General features: G+C 64.6%; 16 protein-coding genes. 8 read left to right on the forward strand and 8 right to left on the reverse strand.

The features are described 5' to 3' along the window. Positions 1 to 8: 8 nt before the first annotated feature. Both ACOYYX_RS15980 and ACOYYX_RS15985 read right to left on the reverse strand, forming a co-directional pair. Positions 9 to 1,373, reverse strand: a complete 1,365-nt coding sequence (locus ACOYYX_RS15980) for a hypothetical protein (protein ID WP_422930907.1) — start codon at positions 1,371 to 1,373, stop codon at positions 9 to 11. 159 nt (positions 1,374 to 1,532) lie between these two features. Continuing rightward, the gene (locus tag ACOYYX_RS15985) at positions 1,533 to 3,023 is read right to left on the reverse strand and encodes an efflux RND transporter periplasmic adaptor subunit (protein ID WP_422930908.1); all 1,491 of its coding nucleotides are present in this window, start codon (positions 3,021 to 3,023) and stop codon (positions 1,533 to 1,535) included. A 506-nt stretch (positions 3,024 to 3,529) separates the two neighbouring features. Between ACOYYX_RS15985 and ACOYYX_RS15990 the strand changes: the two genes are divergently transcribed. The 4 genes from ACOYYX_RS15990 to ACOYYX_RS16005 all read left to right on the forward strand — a co-directional run bounded on the left by ACOYYX_RS15990 (position 3,530) and on the right by ACOYYX_RS16005 (position 9,573). After that, positions 3,530 to 6,034 (forward strand): DUF3656 domain-containing U32 family peptidase, encoded by a 2,505-nt coding sequence (locus tag ACOYYX_RS15990; protein ID WP_422930909.1) that lies wholly within the window; start codon positions 3,530 to 3,532, stop codon positions 6,032 to 6,034. 344 nt (positions 6,035 to 6,378) lie between these two features. Then, complete coding sequence (gene rimO / locus ACOYYX_RS15995) at positions 6,379 to 7,809, forward strand: 30S ribosomal protein S12 methylthiotransferase RimO (RefSeq protein WP_422930910.1); 1,431 nt, start codon at positions 6,379 to 6,381, stop codon at positions 7,807 to 7,809. Next, the gene (gene pgsA, locus ACOYYX_RS16000; protein WP_422930911.1) at positions 7,809 to 8,399 is read left to right on the forward strand and encodes a CDP-diacylglycerol--glycerol-3-phosphate 3-phosphatidyltransferase; all 591 of its coding nucleotides are present in this window, start codon (positions 7,809 to 7,811) and stop codon (positions 8,397 to 8,399) included. Before rimO ends, pgsA begins: the two co-directional genes overlap by 1 nt. A 226-nt stretch (positions 8,400 to 8,625) precedes the next feature. Then, positions 8,626 to 9,573: an undecaprenyl-diphosphate phosphatase gene (locus tag ACOYYX_RS16005; RefSeq protein ID WP_422930912.1), complete on the forward strand. Its 948-nt coding sequence runs from the start codon at positions 8,626 to 8,628 to the stop codon at positions 9,571 to 9,573. Between the two features lie 45 nt (positions 9,574 to 9,618). Here the strand turns inward: ACOYYX_RS16005 and ACOYYX_RS16010 are convergent, their stop codons facing one another. Beyond that, positions 9,619 to 11,475: a hypothetical protein gene (locus ACOYYX_RS16010; protein ID WP_422930913.1), complete on the reverse strand. Its 1,857-nt coding sequence runs from the start codon at positions 11,473 to 11,475 to the stop codon at positions 9,619 to 9,621. Between the two features lie 872 nt (positions 11,476 to 12,347). Between ACOYYX_RS16010 and ACOYYX_RS16015 the strand changes: the two genes are divergently transcribed. Continuing rightward, positions 12,348 to 15,371, forward strand: coding sequence for a DUF1549 domain-containing protein (locus tag ACOYYX_RS16015; RefSeq protein WP_422930914.1), 3,024 nt, complete (start codon positions 12,348 to 12,350; stop codon positions 15,369 to 15,371). A 17-nt stretch (positions 15,372 to 15,388) separates the two neighbouring features. Then, a complete protein-coding gene (locus tag ACOYYX_RS16020; RefSeq protein WP_422930915.1) occupies positions 15,389 to 16,864 on the forward strand; it encodes a DUF1501 domain-containing protein in 1,476 nt (491 codons plus the stop codon). Positions 16,865 to 16,948: 84 nt separating this feature from the next. On the opposite strand, the gene ACOYYX_RS16025 is transcribed toward ACOYYX_RS16020, so the two are convergent. Further along, a complete protein-coding gene (locus tag ACOYYX_RS16025) occupies positions 16,949 to 17,944 on the reverse strand; it encodes a hypothetical protein (RefSeq protein WP_422930916.1) in 996 nt (331 codons plus the stop codon). Between the two features lie 133 nt (positions 17,945 to 18,077). On the opposite strand from ACOYYX_RS16025, the gene ACOYYX_RS16030 reads away from it, so the two are divergent. Then, a complete protein-coding gene (locus tag ACOYYX_RS16030) occupies positions 18,078 to 18,350 on the forward strand; it encodes a hypothetical protein (protein ID WP_422930917.1) in 273 nt (90 codons plus the stop codon). A gap of 403 nt (positions 18,351 to 18,753) precedes the next feature. Here ACOYYX_RS16030 and ACOYYX_RS16035 read toward each other — a convergent pair whose 3' ends face one another. Next, entirely contained in the window at positions 18,754 to 21,714 is a 2,961-nt protein-coding gene (locus tag ACOYYX_RS16035; RefSeq protein ID WP_422930918.1) for a Calx-beta domain-containing protein, read from the reverse strand. A 46-nt stretch (positions 21,715 to 21,760) separates the two neighbouring features. Beyond that, complete coding sequence (locus tag ACOYYX_RS16040) at positions 21,761 to 22,222, reverse strand: PEGA domain-containing protein (RefSeq protein ID WP_422930919.1); 462 nt, start codon at positions 22,220 to 22,222, stop codon at positions 21,761 to 21,763. A 319-nt stretch (positions 22,223 to 22,541) separates the two neighbouring features. Here ACOYYX_RS16040 and ACOYYX_RS16045 point away from each other — a divergent pair, with 319 nt between their 5' ends. Further along, a complete protein-coding gene (locus tag ACOYYX_RS16045; RefSeq protein ID WP_422930920.1) occupies positions 22,542 to 24,026 on the forward strand; it encodes a leucyl aminopeptidase in 1,485 nt (494 codons plus the stop codon). A 72-nt stretch (positions 24,027 to 24,098) separates the two neighbouring features. Here the strand turns inward: ACOYYX_RS16045 and ACOYYX_RS16050 are convergent, their stop codons facing one another. Then, a complete protein-coding gene (locus ACOYYX_RS16050; RefSeq protein ID WP_422930921.1) occupies positions 24,099 to 24,554 on the reverse strand; it encodes a hypothetical protein in 456 nt (151 codons plus the stop codon). 304 nt (positions 24,555 to 24,858) lie between these two features. Beyond that, positions 24,859 to 26,823, reverse strand: a complete 1,965-nt coding sequence (locus tag ACOYYX_RS16055) for a hypothetical protein (protein ID WP_422930922.1) — start codon at positions 26,821 to 26,823, stop codon at positions 24,859 to 24,861. Between the last annotated feature and the right edge of the window lie 63 nt (positions 26,824 to 26,886).

Raw genomic sequence — 26,886 nt, forward strand, 5'->3', positions numbered from 1 at the left:
CGGGAAGGTCAGCTTTGCGGCTTGGGGGCGTAGCGGTCGAGGCCCAGGGGTTCGGGCGTGTCCTTGGTGATAATCTCCCAACTCGATCCCATCTCGCGCATCGGCCGGTAGTTGATGGGCGAATAGGAGAAGCGGAGCTGCGGCGTCTCGATGGCCTTGCCCTCGGCGATGTAGGAATCCATAGCCGAGTCCAGGATACCGCTGGTCATCAAGGTCCGCTCCACGGGATAGGGAGCTTTGCCCGTATGGAACATCGTCTGGATCGCGTGGGAGAGGGCCTTGAACAGGTTGCGGTTTTGCCAGGGCCCGACGTAGAAGTGCGCGGCCCTCGGGGTTGTCTCGGCGCCGATGCGGGTGGCGAAGTTCCAGCGCGTGGCGTCGTCCCCGACCTTGAGGATCATCCCCTTGAGGCCGTCGACGTACTCGATCAGGATGCCATGCGTGTGAGACTTGGCGAACTGCTTTGCGAGGAGTTCCTGGACGGGGGCTGTGCCGGCTCCAAGCTCGGCGGTCATGGCCGCGCTTGCGAGTTCCAGGTTCCCGTCGATCTCCTTGGCGACGTCCCAGACCACGGACTGGGGCAGGAACTGAACCGACTTCACGCCGGTCTCGCCCCCTCGCCGTGACTCGACCATCGACTGGAGCACCTCGATCCCGTGGAAGTCGTACGACTCCAAGCCCCCGCCGTGAATGGACACGGCCTGGCGTAGCTCGGCACCTTCGGGGAGATCGAGGGGCGGTCGCCGCTGGGCGAGCGGGACGGAACTGCCCGCCATGAACGGGAAGTTGAGCCGGCGGGAGGTCTCGACCATCTCGCGAGCCCAGTCCCAGCGATAAGACAGGTGCTTATCATTGAAAACGGGCACGACTCGACCGCTGTCCTCGAAGACCGCGACGATCTCGTCGAAGAACCGCTTGCGAGGGTACTCCATCTGCTTCTTGGCGTTGACCGGATACTTCCCGTGCTCGCCGATCGAGAGCACGGCATCGACGGCCAGTTTGTCCCCGCCGCGGCAGAGGGCCTTGGCGATCGAGGGATAGATCGGGATCCCGACTTCCTTGGCGATCTCTTTCCCGATGTCCTTCGCCGGGACCTGGTCGAGGTAGAGGGCGACGATCTCGCAGCCCGACTCGGTCGACTTGCCGTTGAAGATGTACGGGTTGATGAAGTTCTCGAGGATCACGTGCGCATGGCTGCGATACGTGAACTCGGTCACGACCGCGGCGACTTTCACCTTCGGCCGATCGGTGGCCGCCGAGGCCCAGGGCTGCGCTCCAGGGCCGAGCATCAAGGATGCGCCGGCCACGCCCTGGCCGACTTGCCTCAGGAATTCCCGCCGATTCGACTGCCGAGGATCGAACGCTCGTCCCATCTTTCCTCCCGAAGCCGGGTACGGTGCCGCGTCTCGGCACCTTACCAGGACACGTTGGTGAGAGAGGCCTCAGTATCCTACGGCCGGCGAAATGTCGTGCAAGGTTTTAACAATCATCCGAGGCAAGGATCAACGGGTGCAGAAATCCTGGGCGCCCGATCAATGACCGGCGGAGCCAAGGTCTTCTTGAGCCTCGGTGGGGCCGGCGGGGGCTTCCTCGGTCGTCTCGGCGGATGCCGTGACTACCGCCGGCGCGTCTTCCAGGGTCGAGGGGTCGGCGACGACTTCCTCGCCCTCGCTGAGCCCGTCCGTCACCTCGAGCTCGTCCTCGGTGAGGTGGCCGACCTGGATCGGGCGTCGCACGAGGTTCTCGTCGTCGGCGACGTAGCAGAACTCCACGCCATCCTCGACCTTGACCGCGCTCGGCGGCACGGTGAGGACGTCGTTGCGACGCGCCGTGTCGATCTCGACCTCGGCCGACATCCCCGGGCGTAAGCCATCGACCGGCGTGTCGACCTTGACGGTGGCGACGTAATAGGGGATCTGGCTGAACGGGTCGCGAGTCGGGAGTGCCGCGATGGTGACGACGTGGCCTTCGAGCTGACGATTCGAGATCCCTTCCACGCGGATCTTCGCCCGCTGGCCGTCGCGGACCTTGTCCACGACCGACTCGTGGAGCATGGCCGAGACTTCCATCCGGGAGAGGTCGGGCAGGTAGATGAGCGGTTGTTTCTGGCGGACGACCAGGCCTTCCTCGATCCGGACCTGGCGCCTCGGGTCGCTCGCATAGATGACGAAGCCGTCGTGAGGTGCGACGATCGTGCAATTCTTGATTTGCTTCTGGATCGACTCGAGCCGTTCGAGGTTGCGCTGGAGGCGTGCGCTCTGATACTTCAGGTTGAGCTCCGCCCCGTAGACGTTGCTCTCCAACTGATGCACGGCCCTGGGTGCACCGAAGCGTCGGAAGAGGTCGAACTCGCCCTGCGACTGCTCCAGGGAGAAGGCCGCTCGTCGCTCATTGACCCGCTCGGCGGTGAGCTGGCCGACCGATGCATAGCCCTTCTCGAGCATGCGCTGGGTCCACCTCAGGCGGTCGCCGATCCGTTCGAGTTGGGCTCGTGCCAGGGCGATCCGGCCGTCATAGTCCTTGAGCGACTGGAGCAGGACGCCGTCGCGATACTCGTTGACCGCCATCTTGGCGACATCGAGGTTCAGCTTCGACTGGTAGTGGTCGGACTTGGAGCGCTGGACGGTCATCTCCTGCTGGCGGAGCAACTCCTCATAATCGGAGGAGTCGAGGCGGCAGATGACATCTCCCTCTTTCACCTCGGTCCCTTCGGGGACGATGCTCAGGATCGTCGAAGCCCCCCCCGCGCTCATCCTCTTGCCGAAGACGCCGGCGTCGAGCATCTGGAGTTGACACTCGATGATCGTGCGATCCGTGCTCTCCACCAGGCCCGAGGTCGTCACCGACACCCAGAGGTCCGACCGGCGGACGGTCGCCCGCCTCACGTTCTTCCATTCGACGAAGCTACGGGAGTTCTGCCGGTGCCACTGTTCCAACCTCGGGTAGGCCTTCCAGCCCACGACCGTGAGAGCCAGGCCGAGTCCGACCCAGAGATAACGCAAACGGCGCGTTTTCCGAAGCATCTTTATATCTTCCTCTCGCTCTCGGCGTGGGAGGCCGCGAGGCGGGCCATTTCTTATGTGGGCTAGGTATTCGGGCGAGCAAGGACGCCAGCGAACCGCGTCGCCGGGGTCGTTGGCGTCGATCTTCGGGGGTGACGTCGAGAGGACCATCCTCGACGCATATTTGGCTTGGATTTCTCCGCGAAGGCGTGACCGAAATCGGAGCGGGCTGAAATCACTTCAATCGTGCGACAATACCCAAGCGCGGGTTCGTCGAACATGGGCGGGGCTTTGATCAATGTAACTGTCAAACAATCTTTCGACAAGACCAAGCGCCCTGGGCTGCTCACATCGGGACTTTTGCCGAGGGATGAGACCGGAGCTTACGCGTCACCTTGTCGATTGGAGCTTGTCGGACGATAATAGATCCACGGCCCAGGGAAACGACCCGTCGTATCGAAAAGATCGCTGGTGGGATTGTGTCAACGATTGAAAGTCGGACGAGTAATTCCGCGCCTCGATCTCGATTGAAGCCGGAACTCCTGGCCCCGTCGGGGGACCATACCTGCCTGCTGGCCGCCATCGAGAATGGTGCGGATGCCGTCTACTTTGGACTACAGCGTCACAACGCCCGCGCACGGGCCACAAATTTTGATGGTCAGGAGCTCGGCGAGATCATGGCCCGGCTCCATCGTCATGGGGTCCGCGGTTACGTCACGTTGAACACCCTGGTCTTCCCCTCGGAACTCGCAGACCTCGAGTCCACCATCCGCGAGATCGTCGAGGCCGGCGTCGACGCCGTGATCATCCAGGACCTCGGCCTCGCCCGCCTTATTCGGGCCCTGACCCCCGACCTGGAGATCCACGCCTCGACCCAGATGTCCATCACCAGCCACGAAGGGATTCGACTGGCGAAGGAACTCGGCTGTTCACGCGTGATCCTGGCTCGAGAGCTCTCTCTTGACGAGATCGAGAAGCTGACGAAGACGGCCGAACTCCCCCTCGAGGTCTTCGTCCACGGGGCGCTTTGCGTCGCGTACTCCGGGCAATGCCTGACCAGCGAGGCCCTCGGCGGCCGATCGGCCAACCGCGGCGAATGTGCCCAGGCCTGCCGGATGCCCTATCAGATCGTCTGCGACGGCGAACTCCAGGACCTGGGGGCCACCCAGTACCTTCTCAGCCCCCAGGACCTCGCCGCCTACGACCTGATTCCGAGACTGATGAAATTAGGAGTCGCGAGCCTCAAGATCGAGGGGCGGCTCAAAACCCCCGAATACGTCGCCAACATCACCTCGCACTACCGTCGGGCCATCGACGCCGCCTGGGGAGAACGCCCGGCCGACTTCTCCCGCCGCGACGTGCAGGAGATGGAGCTGTCCTTTTCTCGAGGGTTCAGCCATGGATTCTTCGACGGCAATAACCATAAGGTGCTTGTGCGCGGTGATTACGGGAAGAAGCGAGGGATCTATCTCGGCCATGTGACCTCCGTCTCGGGCGATCGGATTCGGCTCGACCTCGCGGCCCCCGTGAAGTGCGGCGACGGCCTGGTCTTCGATGCCGATGAGGCTCGCAACATCCCCGAGCAAGGTGGCCGCGTCTACGAGGTCTCCCAGGCCGTGCCGACTCACGGGCGGAGCAAGACGAACGAGCCGAGTCTCAAGGAAGTCTCCGACGGCCCGGTCTTCCTGCGTTTCGGGCAGCACGACCTGGATCCACGCAAGGTCCGGGTCGGACAGCGGGTCTGGAAGACGGACGATCCCGAACTGACCCGACGCCTTCGCAAGACGTTCGAGGGGGCATCGCGACGCAAGGTCGCCTTGGACATTCGGGTTCGGGCCGAGGCCGGCCAACCGCTCTTCATCGAGGCTCATGCGGCGACAGGCCAATCAGCCGAGGTCGTTTCGGATATGCCCCTCGAAACCGCACAGAGGCTCGGGGCGGACGAGGCGCTCTTCCGCGAGCAGTTGGGCCGTCTGGGCGGGTCCGTCTTCGAACTTGGTGAGCTGCATTCGGAGATCTCGGGAAATCCGATGGTCCCCAAGAGCCTCCTCAATGGGCTCCGCCGCGACCTAGTGGAGAAGCTCGACGCGAGCCAAGGGCTTGCCCCTTCGCGATCTTTGAGTGGCGAGTCGGTGCTTTCCTCGCTCCAGTCCCGGATCGTCGAGTTGCGGGAGAGCCTGCTGAAGCCGGAAACGCCAGAACTCTCGGTCCTCTGTCGATCAACCAAGCAGATCGAGGCGGCCCTCGCCGCGGGCGTTCGCACGATTTATGCCGATTATCAGGACATTAAGGAATACAAGGACGCCGTGGCGGCGGTCCGCGGTGGTTCGGCCTCGATCTACCTGGCGACTCCCCGGATCGAGAAGCCGTACGAAGGAAACCTCTACAGGTTCATCGACAAGCAGAAACCCGATGGGTTCCTGATCCGCAACGCCGGGGGGCTCGCCTACTGCATCGAGCGGGCCATTCCCTTCGTCGTCGACTTCTCGATGAACGCGGCGAACGAGCTGACGGTCGATCTCTTGAAGTCGAAGGGTGCCCGGCGGGTTACCGCGTCGTATGACCTGAATGTCGAGCAGTTGGCCGACCTGATCGTGGCGGTCCCGAGCGACTGGCTCGAGGTCGTCATCCACCAGCAGATCCCGATGTTTCACATGGAGCATTGCGTCTTCTGCGCGTTCCTGTCGCCCGGTACCGACAACACGAACTGCGGGCGGCCTTGTGACCGTCACGATGTGAAGCTCAGGGATCGCGTCGGCAAGGAGCACCCGCTGAAGGCGGACGTCGGTTGCCGCAATACCCTCTTCAACGCCGTGCCCCAAACCGCGGCGGAGTCGCTTTCTCGACTCATCGACCTCGGGGCGCGACACCTCCGCATTGAGTTCCTCGATGACACGCCGGAGATGGCCTCGCGGACGATCGCGCTCTATCAGCAGGCGATTCGCGGGGAACGCGACGCCAAGACGCTCTGGCGTGACCTCAAGGCGAGCAACCGCTACGGGGTAACGCGCGGGCCGCTCTCCGTGCTTTGAGTCGAACGCCTCACCCGAGGATTTCACACCCGTCTTTGGTCCGAACATGCTTTGGCATTGGCCGTTAGGTCGGCATGATCGGGTCGTAAAGCGCTGCGAAAAATCTTTCTGGGCGAAAAAAGGCGCGAGAGTCGGTACAATCTTTTGTGTACGGGCGAATCTTCCTCTGGCTGGCCTCCGTCCCACGCACGCTTGCGAAATTCGTGATTCTCCGCGGCGAGAGTCTCGGGTCGGATCCTCAGCGGACGCTCAGTTGAAGGCGTCACTTCTTCGCGGGTTCGGGCTTCCTCAGCCCCTGGCCCCGCTGTTTAGCGACGATCCGAATTTCAAAGGCGAAAAGGTCGATGGGTAACGAGTCGGACACGAAAGCGACATTTTCCTTCATCAGCCTGGGCTGTCCGAAAAACCTGGTCGACTCCGAGCGCATGCTCGGGCTCCTGGCCCAGGATGGATATGTCCTCGTCCCCGACGCCAAGCGCGCGGACCTGGTGATCATCAACACCTGCGGGTTCATCGACGCCGCCCGGCAGGAGTCGCTCGGCGTGATCCGCGAGATGATCGATCGCAAGAAGGCGGGCGAGCTCAAGGGGGTCGTGGTCGCCGGTTGCCTTGCCGAACGCCAGCGCGAGATGCTCCTCGAAGAAGTCCCCGAGGTCGACCAGATCGTCGGCGTCTTCGGTCGCGAGGAGATCGTGAAGGTCGCCGACCGGATCATGGGGGACCTGCACGAGCAGCGGACGGTCTTCCGCCCTGCCCCGGTCCAGGCCCAGGATGACCGTGCCCGCCTGCGGATCACGGCCAGGCATCTCGCCTACCTCAAGGTCTCCGAAGGGTGCGACCGGCTCTGCACCTTCTGCGCGATCCCGTACATGCGCGGGAAGCATGTGACCAAGCCCATCGAGAAGGTGATCGAGGAGGCCCGCGAACTCGTCCGCGACGGCGTCCGCGAGCTGAACCTCGTCGCTCAGGACATGACCTATTACGGTGTCGACCTCTACGGGCGGCCTCGTTTGGCGGAACTGCTCCGCGAGCTGGACCAGATCGAGGAACTCGACTGGATCCGCGTCCTCTACAACTACCCGAACTACTTCACCGACGAGCTCTACGACGTCCTGGGCTCGGCCAAGCGGATCGTCCCCTATCTCGACATGCCGTTGCAACACATCAACGACCGCATGCTCAAGATGATGAACAGGCGACACACGCGAGCCGAGACCGAGACGATCGTCAACCGACTCCGCGAGCGGATTCCGGGCCTCGTGCTGCGGACGACGTTCATCGTCGGGTTTCCGGGCGAGACCGACGCCGAGTTCGAGGAGTTGCTCCAGTATGTCGAGGCCACCCGCTTCGAGCGCCTGGGCGTCTTCCCTTACTCATTCGAGCCGGATACCCCCGCCGCGAAGCTTCCGAACCACGTGCCCGACGCCGTGAAGCTCGAGCGTCGCGATCGGATCATGGCCGCGCAGCAGCCGATCGCCTTCGCGTTCAACGAGGGCCTGGTCGGCCGCGATCTCGACGTCTTGATCGACGGACCCGCCCCCGAAGGGAAGAATCTCTGGGTGGGCCGGACATTCGCGGACGCTCCCGACGTTGATGGGGTCTGCTACGTCGCCGGCTCGGGCCTCGAGCCCGGGGACATGGTGACGTGCAACATCCTGGCGTCCGAAGGGTACGACCTGATCGCCAAGGCCCCGAGTGCCCCACCCCGACGCCGTCGGGCGAAGCCCAAGCCCCGGAAGAAACCCGCTTCGTCCTCGCTGACGATCCTCAACTGATGAGCACCGCGCCGTCGGAAACCCCGGTTGGAACCGCGCCCCGGTTCTGGAATGTGCCGAACTCGTTGACGATGGGCAGGCTCCTGCTCTCGTTCGTCGTCTTCGCCCTGATCTCGCGCGGGTTCTACCTCTCTGCCTTCGTGGTCTTCGTGATCGCCGCCGCGACCGACGCCCTCGACGGCTACTTCGCCCGGCTGCTCAACCAGGCCACGGCGCTCGGGCGGCAGCTCGACCCGCTGATCGACAAGGTGATCGTCTCGGGGGCCTTCATTTACCTGGCGACGATCCCGGGCACCGGCGTCTTGCCATGGATGGTCACCACCATCATCGTGCGAGAGCTCCTGATCCAGGGGCTCCGCAGCCATCTCGAGGGCCAGGGTCAGGCCTTCGGCGCGAAGATGGCAGGCAAGCTCAAGACTCTCTTCCAGTGCCTGTCGATCTCCGCCGTCTTACTTTTCCTCGCCTATCCGCCGCCTTCCTCGTTCCTCATCCTTCGAGATGTACTCACCTGGGTCGCAGTCGGCCTGACCATCTACAGCGGCCTCGGGTACGTCCTCAGCGGGTTTTCGATGCTCCGACGCGAGGACTGACCGTCCTTGAATCGAGAGTGTGCGTCCGGTACGCTCTCGACGCGTCTTGGCGAACGAACACATCCCGGCTTTCGTGATGTTGCGCCCGCGGTTTCGTGAACGGCCGGGATGACGATGATCGTTACCTCGAGGTCATCTCCTGCCCCCATCCCCATCGATCGCGGACCCTTGCGATCGTCCTTCATCACTCAGATCCGACTCGATTCACTGACCACAAGGGCCCACTATGGAATGGCTTGAAGCGCTGGTTCTGGGATTGGTTCAAGGGCTTACCGAGTTTCTGCCGGTCTCGAGCGACGGTCACCTCACGGTCACGCAGCAGATCTTCGCCGGCCTCAAGGGTTACTCTCGCTCCGGCAAGGAGAACCTCTTCTTCAACGTCGTGCTGCACATCGGCACGCTCGTCGCGATCCTGGTCTACTACCGATCCGTCGTGATGACCGGCATCAAGGGCTTCCTCGGCTCGGAAGAAGTCGCGCCGGCCTATCGTCGACAGGCCTTGATCCGCCTGGGAATCCTGGTCGGCCTGACGATCGTCCCGCTGGTCCCCTGGAAGTTCTTCAAGGACAAGTTGGAAAGTACCCTGGAAGACCCGCTCTATTCGGGGATTGGGTTTCTTATCACGGCGACCGTCCTCTTCATCACGTCGAGGCTCAAGGGGGGAGACAAAGGGCCGTTGCAAACGACCTTCCTCGACGCCTTCCTGATCGGCTGTGCCCAGACGCTCGCCCCGCTGCCCGGCGTGAGTCGTAGCGGCATGACCTGCGCGATGGCCTTGGCCCTCGGCCTGAACCGTGCCTGGGCGGTGGGCTTCAGCCTCATGATCGCCGTCCCCGCGATCCTGGGGGCCGAAGTGCTCGAGATCAAGGACGTGGATCGGTCCACCCTGTCCCCGGACCGAATCGGCCAGGCGATCGCCGGCACGCTCGTGGCGGGTCTGGTCGGCTACGGCGCGATCATCTGGCTCGTGAAGATCGTGCGGAACGGAAAACTCTGGTACTTCTCGCTCTACCTCGTCCTGATCGCCGCGATCGTCCTCGGGGCCCGACTCACCATGGGTAAGGACAAGCTCGTCCCCAAGGAGAAGGATGCTCCCGCCGAGACATCGACGCCGACGGAAGCCGCGAGCTTGCTGCGTCCCGAATTCCGCAAACCCTACCTGACTCGCAACTGATCTGCCCGAGTTTTTCTCCCCTTCGAACGACGAGGCCGACGGCGATCAACGTCGGACGGCCTCGTCGACCGGGAGCGCGACGGTTCCCGTCCCCGACGTCAGCTCCGAGGACGACTTCGACCTGGCGTAGTCGAGCCAACGCTTCTCCAGATCCTCGCAGCCCTCGATCTGGTAGATCCGTCGCAATTCGGACTCGACGCCGTTGTGCTGCGAGCCCTGGACGAACTTGATGAACTGCTCGGGCGAGCCCTGTTCGACGAGGAACCGGGTCAGCGAGACGCTCTGGGCGTAGTAGAGGCTCCAGAACTTCCCGTCGGGATAGTCCATTGCCATCAGGTCGCTCAGCTTGAAGAGTTGACCCGCCGCGAGCGGCTTGTCGAGATCCGACGCCCTCAGCCCCTGCTCCGAGTTGGGTTCCGAGAGGACGGCCATGCCCTCATCGGCCCAGCGTGGAATCTGCTGGTGGGGGAAGAGGTCGGCGAGGATGACATGCGTCACCTCATGCGGCAGGATCGCGGAGATCATATTGTTGTGGTCGGCGCGGAGGTTTACCCTCCGGGTCACGATCTTGCCGCTGTTCATCCCCATCGTCGAGAAGCCCGGAGAGTCTTCCGGCTGTCCCGTCATACGGCTGAACGCGGCCGCATTGGGGAAGAGGTAGACGTCGCAACGGGGCGTCCAGGCCATCTTGGACGCCGCGCCGCCCCAGCGCCTGGTTTGCAAGTCTCGCGTGGCCTCGGCCGCCTGGGCGACGCGGTTGGCCAGGGTCGCGGCATCGGCGTGGAAGACCCGGAAATTCGCCGTCTGGACGACCTGCCAGTTGCCCGAGAACCCTTGGCCCGTGTTCGACGCGGCCCTGGTAGCGTTCGTCGCGGCCGACTTCAGGGGCCGGGGTTCGGCGGCCGTCGGGGTGGGCGACTCTTCGGGTGCGGAGCCGCGAACGACCACCTTGTTCGACCGTGCCGCAGGCCGCGTCCCTGCCTTCTCGGCGGCCTTACTGCCGAGATAGTCGCCGAACCAGTTCTTGGGGCTCAAGGCCTGGATCTGGCGGATCTCGGCATGGATGCTTTCCCATTCCTTGGCCGATTTCGGCTTGGCGTTGATCCGCCGAGCGACCTCCACCGACCGGCAGTAGGCCCAGTGGTCGCAACGATCTTTCGGCAACTGCTTCCCGGCCGCGAGCGCCGCGTACATCTGGCCGGCCTCGTTGTAGCGTTTCTCCACGAACGCGAGGTCGGCCGTCGCCACGGTAATCGTTGGCTCGGCAGGAGGTTCGGCGACGGGCGAGGGGGCGGGTGTCGGCTTCGGCGAGGGGGCCGGCGCTTCATCGCTCGGCAAGGAGATTGGCCGGATCAGAGAGTCGGTCGGAGCCTCTCGCTCGGCCGGGCCTGCGGGAGCCGCACCCGGGGCCGCGACCGGAGGGGCGGCCTTGGGCACCTCGCGCGGAGGGCCCAGGTCCGGCGGCATGGCGTCTTCCGGAGTCGGCGACGTGGGAGCGGCCGGAGGAGATACCGAGGGCGCCTCGGGGCTTTCTCCTGCATCGTTGGCCGGCTTCGACTCGGGGCTTGGCTGCGAGGCCGCCGGGGTTCCCGTCGCCTTGCGGTTGAGGATCTCCAGGTTGTCGCGATAGAGCTCGGCCTCGTCGGCATTGCCTTCCGCGGTGGCCTGCTGGGCCGCCTCGGAGTAGGCGCGTCGGAGGAGGCCCAGGAGTTCGGGGCGGTCGGCCTCGTCCCCGGGCAGGCTCATTTCGAGGACCTCGACCGCAGCCCGCCCATCCTTCTGATCGAGGAGCTCGCGCGCCTTGGCCAGCGAGTCGGCAGAGCCTGCCGCGGCCACGTACGCTGTCGAGAGGAGAATGGCGAGTGTGGCGACCAGTGCGGTCGCGGGCGCGGGTCGATACATGACGATCCGTGTCCTGCTTCTCGACTCGCCCGGCACCCCAGATCATCGAGGCGCCGCGGTCGACGTCGTCCTTGACGGTCGTTCCTTCGGAAAAACCTCACCTTTCGGTAGAGTTCTGCCCCTCGTCATGCCGATAACATGAGAGGGTCGAAGGCGAGGCTTACTTCATGGTGCAGAGGCTGGCCGGCTTCATCATGAGATACCGGCCAACCGCTTCGATGCGATCGCCGCAGTATGGTCAGAACCCACCCCTCGGTCAACCCGAGAATGATTGCGCTTGGATCATGCGCAAAGCACGCCGAAGACATACCAACACGGCACTTCCTCTCCCTATCCTGCCCTGTCCAGGAATGCCATTTCTCGCCGAGGAAAAGCCGGAACTCGACTTTCCGTCGCATTATTGAGATTATACTCGTAATTAATCCAAAGATGTGAAAACATCAATGGTATCACTATCTTCGAGTGTGATCTAAGTGTGCTCGGGCGGCGGCATGTCAATCTGGCCTCGGGTTGCACTTCCCATCCTGCAGAGGTGCCGTCGCTCATAGCCTTCTTCTAAAGACGGTGAGCGATTGGATGAATTCGCGGCCAGGCCGGTTGGATGCCTGATGTCGCTCAAAGTGGCTGGCGCGGAATTGTTTGACAATTTGTCAATTTTCCGCCCGAGAGGGATGGTCGGCGGGTGTCCCATTTGGCAAGATTGGTCAAATGCCGTCTAGTGAGTCTCCTGCCCTCCGAGATCTCTGCAAGCCGGGGTCGAAACACCCTTTACGCCGCTCTGTGATGCGAGTTCGACCTCGTGTTTCGAAGGCAGGACGCTGACATTTTGCCGACGAGCTCGAGTCCCCCCGGCTCAGCGATGGGCCGACGGAATGACCTCGAGGGGAGGTACAGCCATCGAACCGTCACTCAGCGACCCCCAATCCGACTCGCGAGTCGAATCACGACGCCCTCGACGCCTCTGGGCCGGGCTCTTCCTTGTCGCGTGGGCATCGCAGCCGTTTATTGGGTCTCACGCGGCGGAGCCCGCCCCGGACTTCGAACGCACGATCGCGCCGATCCTCAATAACCAGTGCCTCGAGTGCCACAACCGCACCGAGAAGGCGGGCGGACTCGACCTCACCACCCGTGCCGGGCTGATGAAGGGGGGAGACGCGGGGGCCTCGGTCGTCCCCGGGAACGTCGATGAGAGCTTTCTGATCCAGCGCGTTGTCGACGGCGAGATGCCCCCCAAGAAGCAAGGCAAGCCGCGTCCCCTGCCCGCCGCCGAGGTCGACAAGCTACGTTCCTGGGTCGCCGCCGGAGCCGCCTGGCCCGAAGGGCGGACCCTCGACCCGTTCGAGGTCACGAGCCTGGCCCGCGGAGGCCGCGACTGGTGGTCACTCCAGCCGATCGCCCATCCCCAGATCCCGAGCGTGAAGCAGCCCGAGCGCGTCGCCAACCCCATCGACGCTTTCATCGCGGCGGGCCTCGAAGAAAAGGGATGGGCACTCGCCCCCGAGGCCGACCGGCGCACCTTGATCCGCCGCGTCTCCTACGACCTGACCGGGCTTCCGCCGACGTTCGAGGATGTCGAGGCCTTCGCCGCCGACAAGTCTCCGGGCGCCTATGAACGGCTCATCGACCGCCTGCTTGCCTCGCCACACTACGGCGAGCGGTGGGCTCGGTACTGGCTCGATGTCGCCCGGTTCGCCGAGACGAGCGGGTACGAGCGGGATCAGGTGAAGCCCAAGGCGTGGAAGTATCGCGACTGGGTGATCCAGGCTTTCAACGAGGACAAGCCCTTCGACCAGTTCGTCCACGAGCAGGTCGCGGGGGACGAACTGCCGAACAAATCGGAGAGCACGGTCGTCGCCACGGGCTTCCTGCGGCTCGGCACCTGGAACGACGAGCCCAACGACCCGCAAGAATATAAATATGAGCGGCTCGAGGACATGGTCCACGCGACGAGCACGGCCTTCCTCGCCATGACCGTCAAGTGCGCCCGCTGCCACGACCACAAGTTCGACCCGATCCGCCAGACCGACTATTACCGGATGGCCTCGACCTTCTGGGCCGGGTTCATCGAGCCGGGCGATCGGGAACTGCTCGGCGGGCCGGATCGGAAGACGCTCGGCTACGACGTCTTCGGCTGGACCGACAAGGGTCGCGAGCCGCCGCCTCTCCACCTGCTCAAGAAGGGGGATCCGAATCGGCCGTCCGAGGTCGTGGAGCCGGGTCACCTTTCGATGGTCCCGCTGCTCGACCAGCCCTTCAAGGCGCCCGCGGTCGACGCGAAGACGTCGCAACGCCGGCTCCAACTCGCTCAATGGATCACGGATCCACGCAACCCCTTGACTGCGAGGGTCTGGGTCAACCGGCTCTGGCAGCATCACTTCGGCCAGGGGTTGGTGCGTTCGCCGGACAACTTCGGCTTCACCGGAGATAAGGCGACCCACCCTGAACTCCTCGACTGGCTGGCCAATGCCCTGATCGAAGGGGGTTGGAAGTCGAAGCCGCTGCACAAGATGATGCTCCTCTCGTCCGCCTATCGGCAGGCGTCGCTGCATCCGAAGCAGGAGCAATACGCTCGCATCGATGCCGGCAACCGACTCTGGTGGCACGCCGAGCGTCGACGTCTCGAGGCCGAGACGATGCGCGACAGCCTGCTCTTCGCCAGCGGGAGCCTGGATACGGGCCGGATGGGAGGACCCAGCTTCTATCCCGAGATCGCGGCCGACGCCCTCGAAGGCCTCTCCACCAAGAGCGATGCCTGGAAGCCCTCGCCCCTCGACGAGCAGCGACGGCGAGGCATCTACGTCTTCAGCAAGCGCGGGCTACTCCCGCCCCTCATGACGGCCTTCGACATGCCGGACACCACACTCCCCTGCGGCCAGCGGGACGTGACTCTGGTGGCTCCCCAGGCCCTTGCCCTGTTGAATAACAGCTTTGTGCATCAGCAGAGCATGGCGCTAGCGAAATCGATCGTCGTCGAATCCGGCGACCAGCCTGGGCAGATCCGAGCGGCCTGGAGACGCGTCCTCGGGCGCGAGCCGAAGGCGAAGGAACTTGCGGTGGCACTCGCCCACCTCGAGAAGCAGAGGGCGTACTTCCAGCAACGAGCCGCGAAGGCCGTCCAGGAATTCGCCGATCGACTACCCATGACCCAGGGGCTGACGTTGCACCTCAGCGCCGACCAGGGCGTCACCCTGGATGACACCGGGGCCGTCGAGTCGTGGGAAGACACCTCGGGCCGTGGCCACCATGCCTTGCAGACGAATCCGAACTCGCGCCCTCGACTGACGCATGGCAACAAACTCGGCAAGCCCGTCGTCCGGTTCAACGGCCAGAACACGTTCTTCGGCCTGACAAGCCAGGTGCTGACCTCGCAGCAGTTCAGCATGTATGCCGTGGCCAGCGACCAGGGGAGCGGGCCGCATCGCACGCTCTTCTCGAACTGGAACGGCTCGGCGGGGAACTCGACCTCCTCGATCTTCTTCGGGACGACGAACTCCGACACGATCCGGCTCAGCGACGACTTCTCCGCCAACGGCGACTTGCATGCGGATGCGTCGCTCTTCGTGATGTCGGCCGTCGCCGGCGAGTCCTCGGTGGCCGTCTACCGCAACGCGGCGGAGGTCGCCCAGAAGCAAGTTCCGCTCGCCACTCGGCTGCTGACGACGCCTTATGTCATCGGTCAGCAGGGGAACATCCAGGGCGAGTACTGGAACGGCGACCTTGCCGAGCTGATCGTCTTCGATCGGGCCCTGAGTGCTCCCGAGCACCAGGCGGTTACGCGTTACCTGATGGCGCGGTATGGCATTGAGCAGCCCCCGGCGAACAACTCCGGGGAGATGGCCCTGGCCTCGCTCTGCCACGTGCTGCTCAATTCCAATGAATTCCTCTACGTCGATTGAAAGGGAGCCTGCTCGCCATGACCAGCCACTCCAAGCAGCCCGGCTACTTCCCTTGCGGTCGCACGCGGCGCGAATTCGTCTGGGAAATGGGCGGCGGATTCGCCGGGCTCGCCCTGACGTCGCTCCTCTCGGGCGACGGCTTCTTCGGCCGGCACGCGTACGGCTCGACGGCCTCTAAAACCTCGAATCCACTCGAGCCCCGCGCACCCCACTTCCCGACCAAGGCCAAGAGCGTCATCTTCCTGATGATGAATGGGGGGCCGAGCCAGGTCGATACCTTCGACTTCAAGCCGACCCTCGAGAAGTACGCAGGCAAGCCGCTTCCGTCCGGCAAGAAGTTTATCAACTCGGGTGGGCGTAAAGTCGGCTACCTTACGCCTGCTTTCCGCAAGTTCCGCCCCGGCGGTCAGAGCGGCCTGTTGATCTCCGACTATTTCCCCCGCGTCCGGGATCACGCCGACAAGCTCGCCGTGATCCGCTCATGCCATACGGATAGCCACGCCCACGGCTCGGCCCTGGTGGCGATGAACACGGGCAAGACATTCATCGGCCGACCCTCGCTCGGGAGCTGGTCGGTCTACGGCCTGGGGACCTCGAACCAGGATCTGCCGGGCTACGTCGTCCTGCTTGACAAGCGCGGAGGACCGATCAGCGGCCAGCCCAACTGGTCGAGCGGCTTCATGTCGGCGGCCTTCTCGGGCACACTCTTCCGCCCGGTCGGGGATCCGATCCTTGACCTCCGCGGCCCCGACCTCATGGACAATCACGCCCAGCGCGAGCAGCTCGACATGCTCGCGCAATTGAATCAGCAACACCTCGACGAGCGTCCCGGCGGCCAGGAGCTCGCCGCCCGGATCAATAGCTATGAGCTGGCCTATCGGATGCAGTCGGCCACGCCCGAGGCCGTCGACCTGGCGCAGGAAACGCCGAAGACTCTCGATGAGTACGGGGTCGGCAAGGCCCCGACCGACGAGTTCGGCCGCAACTGCCTCATCGCCCGACGCCTGGTCGAGCGCGGAGTCCGCTTCGTACAGCTCTACTCCGGCGGCGGCCACCTCGAGGATACCTGGGACGCCCACACCAACATCGAGACCAACCACGGCAAGCACGCCGCCGAGGTCGATCAGCCGATCGCCGCGCTCCTGACCGACCTGGAGCGCCGGGGTCTGCTCGAGAGCACACTGGTCGTCTGGGGCGGTGAGTTCGGCCGTATGCCATTTAGCGAAGGGCCGGGCGAGCCGGGGCGGAATCACAACCCCTATGGTTTCTCCATGTGGATGGCCGGCGGCGGGGTCAAGGGGGGCATTGCCTACGGCGAGACCGACGAGCTGGGCTTCGAGGCCGTGAAGGATCGGGTCCACCTCCACGACCTCCACGCCACGATCCTCCACCTACTTGGCCTCGACCACGAGCGGCTCACCTACTTCCATCAAGGACGCAACGAGCGGCTCACCGATGTGGCAGGTAACGTCGTCAAAGAACTGATCGCCTGAGTGTCCTGGTCGACTTCGGAACAAACGCCTCGGGAGGTGCAAAGCCGCACCTCCCGAGGCGTTTCGCATTTGGCGTGGCCGAACTCATTGAGCCAGCATGGGCGGCAGCGGGGTTGGCTGGGCCTGGATCGTTCGACCGTAATAGATGTTCAGGAGTGCCATGGCTTCGATGCTGAAAGGCCTCGGGCCGGTGACGGGGAACGAGCCCCCGAACGAGGCGACGATGCGTTTGCGGAGAACGATGCTCGTCCCGAACGTCAGGTCGAGCACGTCGGGGGTGCCGAATGGGTCGTTAGGTCGCAAGGCACCGCGATGGTTCAACGGATCGCTGAGATGGAGCTCCACCGTCGGCACGATCGCCGACAAGAAGGCCGAGGGATTGGCCGAGCGGTAGAGATAGTAGCCGAGCGCCACGTCGTTGTACCAGAGCGTGACGTCTCGCGAGTCGGTCGGCACGTCGATGGCGCTGAAACCCTGCACGAACCAGTCGCCCTTGCGGAAGAGATAGCCGAGGAATGGCTGGAACTGGACATCGCGGATGCCGACCGTCGTGGACGAGCCGGCGAAGGACGTCGGCCCACTCGGTAGCGTGATGGCGAGGCCTCCCGATAGCAGGTTGCCAGTCATCGGGTTGCGATAGAGGACGTACTTGCCGAAGAGGCTCAGGTTGCCGACGGCCGTGCTGTTGTCCTTGAAGGCCCCGTCGGTGCTGTTCGTCCAGAGCGTGTTGATCGGGAGTCGCAGGCCGAGCGAGGCATCCCCTTGCAGGAACGTCTTCTCGATCCCGAGCATCTGCCGATAGGCGTTCATGTCCGTGATCGGCGAGTTCAGGCTGCGGTTCACCGCGTAGTTGAGGTCCTGGAACACGTTGAAGCTGTAGAAGACGCGATCCTGCGGGATCGGGCTCTGGTTGTCGGCGATCTTGAACCCACGCGCCCATGGGATGAGCACCGTCCTCCCTTGCGAGAGGCCGGGGGCGGTCGGCGTCGGCGGCTGCCCGGGCACGGCCTGTTGCATGATCGGCGACGGGGACGACGCGAACGTCTGGAGCATGCTCGCCGGCGCCTGATCGCCCAGCATGACCGGCGGATCCTCGTAGACAGGTGTGTTCGTGTCGACCGCAACTGGTGGAGGGTTTACGCACACAGCCTCGGGATCGTGGACGGATGAGCCCGCCTGGCTCGATGGCAAAGGCTCTGGCGAAAGGACCGGGATGGCCTGCAATGGCGTCGGCGGTTCTGTGTGGGGCGGCTGGGCGACCGCCTTCGGCGTGATCGAAGGTTGCGGCACCGCCGACGGCAACGGCGTGACGCGAGGCGTCTTCGGCGATTGCAGGCGAGGCACGATTCGAGGCGTCGCCGAAGTCGTCGGCGTGGGCAAAGGTCGGGCCCTAGGGACCACCTCTTCGTTGGGCTCGACGGTCTCCGCGGGAGGCGTCGGTCGTGGCCATGAAGGTCGAGGTACGGCCGGCATGTCAGGGACCTGAACCCGGCGCACGTCCTGGTCGAGGGCCTGCTTCGACTTCGGTAGCACGAGCGAAATCCTCGGCCCTCTGGGTCGGATCACCACTCGAGGTACCCGGTCTTTCTGGGCAGGTCTTGAAGCGTCGACTCGCGAGGGAGCCGGCGAAACGACGTTCGTGCTGGCCCGGATGACTTCGGGATCGCAATCCGGACAGGTGGCAGTCTCGTCGGAAGCGCCATGCTCGTGAACCGCAACCGGGACCACCTCGAGCGAGGCGGGCGCGGTCGGTTCCTCGGCGACGAGCGTTGGCGTGCTGCTCAGTAAGCCAAGCCAGACCACGAGAAATGCGCGATGATGCCTCCCCCCAGATCTGAACAGTCGGAGAGGTTTCAGCCCGCCTCGAAGATCCTGGATTGGCTCATTGTTCATGATGCATTCGGACCCGAGTTGGGCAGATTCGATGGATTGAGGACGGTCAGAAAATCGCGGCCAGCACCGTTACGCCGGGCGTTGAGATACGAGCCCGACGCGTCGGTCAAACCTCGGCCGGGCGACCCGATCACCTGGAGTTGGAAGGGGACGCCTTCATCCACGGGGGTCACGAGCTCGAGCGTGACCGTTTTCGAAGTTGCGTCATACGTCGCCGACTTCAAGGGGACGGGCACCGAGCCTCGAGCATTGAACGCGCCCGAAGGTCCGGCGAGTCGAAGCCGGTAGTTGCTGATGTCCTGGGCCCTCGATGTGTTGAGCGAATCGTTGAAGCTCAGTGTGATCGAGGTGACTCGCGAATCGGTGGTGTCGAGCCGGACATCCTGAACGCTGAGGGCCGCATTTACGCTCGAATTCGTCGCGGTCGAATTCGTGCCCGTAGACCCGCCCAGGACGTTTCCTCGAGGGTTCCCGGCGACGACGTTGGCCGCTGCTCCCGCACCGCCGATCGTGTTGCCTTTGAGGCCCGCAAGGTCCAGGCCGTAGTCGTTGCCGAGTCGGGGCCTGCCATTGGCATCGGTGCCGATCCAGTTCCCCTGCACGACGTTTCCAGACACCGCGTCGGTCGAGAACTGAAGCCCGACGTAATGATTGCCGGAAATGAGGTTCCGAGCCCCCGCCTCCGTCCCGCCGACGATGTTGTTCGAGGCGGCGTTGATGTAGACACCGTCGCGACCGTTGGCGACGGCCTTCATCCCAGTCGCATCGGTGCCGATCAGGTTCCCCTGGAGCTTGTTCTCGGTCGCACTCGCGTTGTAAATCTGGACGCCGACGCCACCATTGCCAGAGATGAGGTTCCCCGCGTCGGTCGAGAGCCCGCCGATCGAATTTCTTGGGGCCCCGTCGACGAAGACCCCGTCGAAGGTATTGCCGAGAGCACGCGAGCCGGTCACGTCGGTGCCGATCCAATTCCCCTCGAGCCGGTTGTCCGACGCCGTGGATCCCGAGATCCGCACGCCCGTCAGCTTGTTGCCCGAGATGAGATTCCCCTCGTCGGCCGAGTCGCCACCGATGATGCTCTGGATCGCGCCATCGACGAAGATGCCGTCCTGCGCGTTCCCCAAGGTTTTCTGGCCGGAGGCGTCCGTGCCAATTCGGTTCCCCTGGATTGAATTTCCCGATGAGCCCTGTCCGATAATCTGGATACCCGAGGATCCGTTCGCGGAGATGACGTTGCGCGACGAAAGTTCAGAACCCCCGATCTGATTGCGCGACGATCCGTTGATGCTGATCCCGTTCAGCCCATTCCCCTTCGCGGCACTCCCGGTGGGATCGACGCCGATCTCGTTGCCCAGGATCGTGTTACCTCCCGATCCCTGGAGCAAGATCCCCGAGGCACCGAAGCCGTTGATCGCCAGCCCCTTGATCGTCGTGTCGCCCCCCGTGATTGCCAGCCCGTTGGCGTCACTCCCGGCTTTCGAGCCGTTGAGCTCGACGAGCGGCGTCCCTTGATAACCGGGCTCGGTCGTGGCGTCGATCGTGACAGGCACGGTCACCACCGGCAGAGGCGACCTCGGGGCGATGGTCGCGAGTCCCGACCCGGGGATGTTGAAGCTGATCTTCTGGCCGGGGCCATTCGCCTGAGCGGTCAGCAGCGCTTGTCGCAGAGAGCCCGCGCCGCTGTCGTTCGTGTTGGAGACGATCAGCGAGTTCGGGTTCGAAAGCGTGAGTGTCGCCGAGCTTTGTGCCCCGAGCGTGCCTCCGCCGGTCGGTCGGCTGAGGGTGATGCCGACCGTCTTGTCGCCTCCGAGGAGCAAATTGGAATTGATCGGGACGCTGAAGGTCGCCGAGGCTTGATTCGCCGCGAAGTCGAGTGTCCCCGAGACCGGCGTGTAGTCGACCCCTGCGATGGCCGTCCCGCCCGAGGTCGAGTAGCTGACGCCGACGTCGCTCGCTGTCCCATCCGAGCGAGTCACGGTGATCGTGGCCGAGCCGGCGTCGGGATTAATGGTGGTGTTGGCCGATCCGAGCTGGATCGTGCCAGGCGTGTCGGAATCGACGATCGTGCCTGTCGCGTGCCCGCGGCCGATGACGGAGTTGGTCGGGTTCGCCAGGTCGATGGAAAAGGTCTCGGTCGGCTTATATGTAGTTCCGCCCATGACCGGCACGGAGACAAGCTTCGTCGTCTCGCCGGGCTGGAAGGTTACCGAGCCGCTGGTGGACCGGTAATCGACGCCGGCCCTGGCCGTACCGTCGGAGGTTCCGTAATCGACGGTGATCGGCTGGTCGCTCGCCGAGTCGAGCCTCAGGGTGAAGTCGGCGGGCGTCGTGCCGCTCGAGCCTTCGACGGTCTTGACGTCGTCGACCGAGAGGCTCGGCAGCGGTTGGCTCGGAGGCGTTGGAGTTGAGACCGGTTGGCTCGGGACCGTCGGAGGTGATGCGGGCTGATTCGGAGCGGGCGGGGATGTTACCGACTGGGCCGGCTCCGGCAGGATCCGGCCCGTCGCCTGGCTCGCATCGGAGTCGAGAGTTGCCCCGCTCGGATTACTGAGGGATACGGTGAACGTATCGCCCGAGTCGGGGGTCCGGCCGCCGATCACCGGGACGTTCACCGCCTTCGAGGTCTCTCCGGGAGAGAAGGTGAGGGTCCCGCTCGTGTCCTGATAGTCCTTGCCGGCCGTGGCCCCGGCGTCGGCCGTGCTGTAGTCGACGGTCACGGCCTGGCTGCTCGGCGAGGCGAGTTCCACCGTGAATGTGGCGTCGGTCGTGCCCGAGGCGGGCTCGACGATCGAGACGTCGGCGATGCTCAGGTCGCCCGCGGCGTCGGCCGCGAGCAACCGGCGAGTTTCGCACTCTTCCCAGTGCCCGAGCAGGTTGCGCTGGGGATCGACGCGGAGCCCTTTCCTGGGCGAGGGCTCGCGACGATCGAAGGCTTTTCGCCACGAACGTGGGCTCATGGTGCACCCGAACAGGTTGAGGCCTCGGTTCGCACGAACACCCGGATCAGAACCCGAGCCAGCCGAGGATCCCGCCTCGCCTCGGCGCCGGCAAGGCCTGCGCCTGGGTCCGCAACTCCTGGCCGCGGTTGACGAGCTCTTCTTGCTGCGGGACCGTGGCGGGCTCCATCTGATAGACGAACTCACGCTCGTCGCGCAACGTGTACGGCACGAGGTTCTCGGAGAAGAACTCCGTCAGCAGGTTGTCCCACCAGGGGGCCTTCATCGGCTGGATGACGGTCTGGGTCTTGTACCCGTCCAGCATCAGCGTGACTTCACGCTCGCCGTAGTAGGTATAGCTGTGGGAGACGGGGGTGGGGCCGATTTCCTCGCCGTTGACGATCGCCAGAGCCCCGGGAGGGTTCGTCCGGATCGTGTACCGCCGTTCGACGCAACCCGGGAATATGCTGAGCGAGGCGAGCGCCGCCAGCAGAAATACCCAACGGCGCGGTTGTCGAGGCCTGACCATCCTTGGCTCTCCCAATGCTCCGGGACCGTGATGGCCCCGGCAGAACCGATTCCACGCGCGACGAGGGTCGCGCGGGGTCCATGCCTTACCCAGGCGGCTCGATATCGAAGCGTTCGACGGGTGAAGCAGGAGGCTGGAATCGTTCAACCGCTCCCGCATGACAGAGATGAGTGGCGGGATCGTAGCGATTCTCCCGATCCAGGGCAAGGCGGGTTGCCTTGGCGCCTCGGCCCTTCATTGCGATGATGTGAACCTCGTTCGCCGACTCGGGCGGGACTCATCCGCCAACCTCGCAAGCCACCCACAATCGAGCCGATCCATGAACGTTGAACCGAACCAGAGCCCCGTCACCGAACTCGACGCCGACTGGCTCATCGTGGGTCTCTTCGACGAAGATGCGGCGGTCCCCTCGGCCCTGGCCGGCACGCCCCTCGGCGAATCGCTCGGCCAACTCCTCGCAACGAAGGAGATCGGCTGCTCGCTCCACGACACGACCCTGCTCCCCGGCGCAACGACCGGCGCCAAGCTCGGTGTCCTGCTCGTCGGCCTCGGCAATCGCCAACGCTTCGCAGCGGGCCAGGCCTACACTGCAGGCGTCGCCGCCGCCAAGCGCCTGGCGAGCCGCCAGCGCGCGAGCGTCGCGGCGGTGCTACCCGAGGCGAGTGAGCCGGAACTCGTGGCCTCCGCCTGGACCGAGGGCCTCATCGTCGGCACTCGAAGCGCAGGCTTGCGCAAGTCGGAACCGAACCGGTATGCTTTCGAGAGCCTGTCGATCGTCCTGCCCCAACTGAGCGAAGGCGACGGGTTGGCCAAGGCCGTCAAGCGTGGTCGGATCGTCGGCGAGGCGATCAACCTCGCCCGAGACCTGGCGAACACGCCTCCCGCCGAGAAGCCCCCGGCCGCCTTCGCGGAGCGAGCCAGGGAGGTCGGCAAGGAGGCAGGGATTTCGGTCGACGCCTGGAGTTTCGAGAAGATCCGCGAGGAGAAGTTCGGAGGGCTCCTCGGCGTTAATGCCGGGTCCGACGAGCCGCCGAGCTTCGTGATCCTCGAGCACAAGAAGGGGGGCGACGCCCCGACCCTGGCCCTGGTGGGCAAGGGGGTGACGTTCGACTCGGGCGGCCTCTCCATCAAGCCGAGCGCCTCGATGGAGGACATGAAGAGCGACATGACGGGGGCGGCCGTCGTCCTTGCCACGCTCCAGGCCATCGGGCGGCTCGACCTCCCCGTCAACGTCGTCGGCTACCTGGCGATCACGGAGAACATGACGGGCGGCAAGGCGATGAAGCTCGGCGACGTCCTGACCATCCGCAACGGCAAGACGGTCGAGGTCCTCAACACGGACGCCGAGGGTCGCCTGATCCTGGCAGATGCCCTCAGCTATGCGGCCGAGTCCAAGCCGGCTCGGATCCTCGACCTCGCCACCCTCACGGGGGCCTGCATGGTCGCCCTCGGCACGAAGATCGCCGGGCTCTTCAGCAACGACGACGCCTTCGCCGAGGATGTCCTGGCCGCCAGCAAGCGCACGGGCGAACGGGCCTGGCGGCTGCCGCTCGACGACGACTTCAAGGAAGGGCTGAACAGCCAGGTGGCCGACGTGAAGAACGTCGCGGGCCGTTGGGGCGGGGCGAGCACCGCCGCGAAGTTCATGGAGCCCTTCGTGGACCAGATCCCCTGGGTCCACCTCGACATCGCCGGCCCGAGTTGGGCCGACTCCGACTCCTCGTCTCGGGACTCCGGCGGAACAGGCTGCTTCGTCCGCACCCTCGTCAGCCTCATCCAGCATTCGCTCGACAAGGCGAATTAACAAGCACCTCAATCAACGAGGTGTTCATCTTTTCAGGGTCAGGTTGGACGCGGTCGTCGGGGAGGGTGTGGCTCAGCCGGCGTGCGAGAGGCGCGTCGCGAGCTGGCACTCGATCCGGCGGCTGTTGATATCGAGGGCTTCGAGGATCTCGAAGACTTCCTCCATATCCACCCCGTTGTCGATGCCCCAGTTGAGGACGTCGAGATTCTCCCGGCCCGACTTCAACTGCCGCAGGATCTCATCGATCAGCGAGGATTCCTGGAAGGCTTGTTGCAAAAGGCCGAAGTCGTTGTGATCGAGTTCGATCCAGAAAGTCCGGCCCTGGAGGTGTTCGAGCCATCGTTCCCTGAGGAAGCCGTTCCAATGCTCGCGCACCCAGAAGCGGATGGCGGATTCCCCGAGGTCACGGCCGGCCTTCTCGCTCTCGATCCATTTGTGTCGCAAGGCTTCGAGGGCACCGCGGTCGTGTACACTTTGACGGACGCTGGGGCGGACGACCGGCGTGGCGGGGGGACTACATTGACACATCGAGACCTCCGCACAGATCGCAGACTCGTCAGGCAGACGCCAACAAGCTGGGTGTTAGAAGATCCGCATTCAGGGGTGCAACGACCCAACAACGTCGATGAGTCGCCGAATCATGGCTCAATTCGATCGCCAACAGGTGTCAATATCAACGAACTAAAGACTTCGTGAAATTCCGGTTAAAGGGCTAGGATAGAATTTTAGCCCAACCGCATGAATGCCGCAAGGCGACAATAAGCTCCGCGGACGACTCACCCGATCGAGTGTTTGCATATAGAAACAGAAATCGCCGGAGCTTAACGGAATTTCAGGACGCCCCGAACCAGGCTAAAGACCTGCCGATCATGACCGCGACCCCGGCCTTTCCCGCGGCGATCGGGCCCAATCCTCCCTCCGCGACCGCCCTCCATTTCACCTTGCCCGCGAGGTCGGAACAGATCAGGTGGACCCCCTGCCTCGAGATCCGCAAGGGCTCGCCCGAGGCCGAGACGGAGAAGACATCGGTCCCCCCTTCCGTGCCTCGACCCTGGCCGCGGACCTGCCCGGACCCATCGATCGCCAGGGCCCGGCCGTCAGGTGCCGAGACCAGCGCAATGGGGCCGAGCCGTTGGAGTTGCCACCCTTCGAAGGAAATCGGCAACTGCCAAACGACCTTCCCGAGCCGATCATGCCCCCTCAACAACTGGGCCCTTCGCGACATGCTGATCCACGTCACATTCCCCGGCGATGGAACGGGCGCATCGATGAGGCAAGCGGGATCCGATGGGTCGCCGATCTCCAGGCTCGACGGCTCGCCCGCCGGGTTGAAGACCGTGAGCAGGCCGTCGTTGGTAGTTGCCGCGATGTACCCTTCGGGTCCGACCGCGATTTCCTCGACCGGCGAAGTCAGCTCGCGCTTCCAGACCCAACGACCCGCGACCGTGGCCCGGCCGATCCGATCCCGCTCCTGCACGATCGCGATGCCGACCGACTCGGGTCGGATCGCCAGGTGCGTGATCTCGACCAGGCTCAGATCCACGCGCTGGGCGGTGTTGCGCCTGGCGTCGTAGATGACCAGGTTCTTATCCGTGGCCGCGGCGATCCAACCGTCCGATGTCCTCAGGATTCGGCCGATCCCGAGGATATCTGGAGCCTGCCCCAGGTTTTTCCCCTCGGGTGCGAAGATCTGGAGTCGGCTCGTGTTGGTCATGAGCCCGATCCGGGCCGGTTCGTCCAGGACGGCCAGGACCGAGGTCTCGGCCTGGTCGTCGCTCGAGGCGACGGGGATCATCCAGTCGGCCGCTCGGACGGAGGCGCCTCCCGCCTTGGGGACGATGTGGGCCTCGACCCCGCCACCGCCCGGCGCGGAAGACGCCCGCTCCGACGCGTAGAGGTCGAGTTTCGTGATCTCGCCGGTCCCCTGGCCATGAATGATAAACCGACCCAGTGGGTCGGTCTCGAGGCCGATGGCCGGTCGCGGGAGGGTCGTCTTCCAGCGGATGTTTCCCGCCGGATTCAGGATTGTGAGGTCTCCCTCCAGCGTGGAGACGGCGAAAAGCCGGCCCGCGAAGTCTGGCACCGCATGGGAGGCCGTCCCGCCCAGGTGATAGGCCCCCTCGTTGCGGCCCGAGAGATCGTAGCGCTGGACGCCGTGGGTGAAGCAACTGGCGAGGATCGTACCCCCGTCGCCCGTGGCGGTCAGCCGCCCGACGTTCGACATCAGGGCTTCTTGCCAGGCGACTTCGGCCTCGAGCCGGCCCTCGGCGTTGGCCGGGCTCAACTCGAGGCCGACGAGCATCCCGTAAGTCGCCGCACCGATCAGGAATGGCCGGTCGGGGACGAAGACGAGGTGTGCCAGGGCCTGCCTCGTCTCGAACCTCCCCGCGTTCTTACCATGCCGGTTGAAGAATTGCGTCAGGCTGAGGCGGGAACCGACCGCGACATAACGCCCGTGGGGGTCGATCGCGAGGCAAGAGGCTTCCGGCGGGGCCTGGCGGTCGGCGATGGAGCCGAGGTCGGCGTCGAGCAGCCAGAGCCTGTTGCCTTCACCAAGCAACGCGATCAGCGACCCATCGTCGCTGATCGCGGCCGAGATCAGGTTTCCGGGGGCCCGGCTCACCGAGCGGTGCTGCCCCTGGAGGTCGAACAGGTAAAGCTGGTGGCGTTCGTCCCAGGCCAGGATCGTCCCGGCTTCTCGGGCGAGGGCCAGACCCTTGAGCGGGGCCTCGGTGAGGACCACCCAGGCCGGCGCGGGTTCGAGCCGGGACTGCCCACGTCCGGAAAACTCGCTCATGACGACCCTTTGCTCGACACGAGAGACGCGTCGGGCCTCGCGACCCGGCGCCGCCATCATTCC

Source organism: Singulisphaera chitinilytica, assembly GCF_049331405.1.
Classification (GTDB): domain Bacteria; phylum Planctomycetota; class Planctomycetia; order Isosphaerales; family Isosphaeraceae; genus PoT.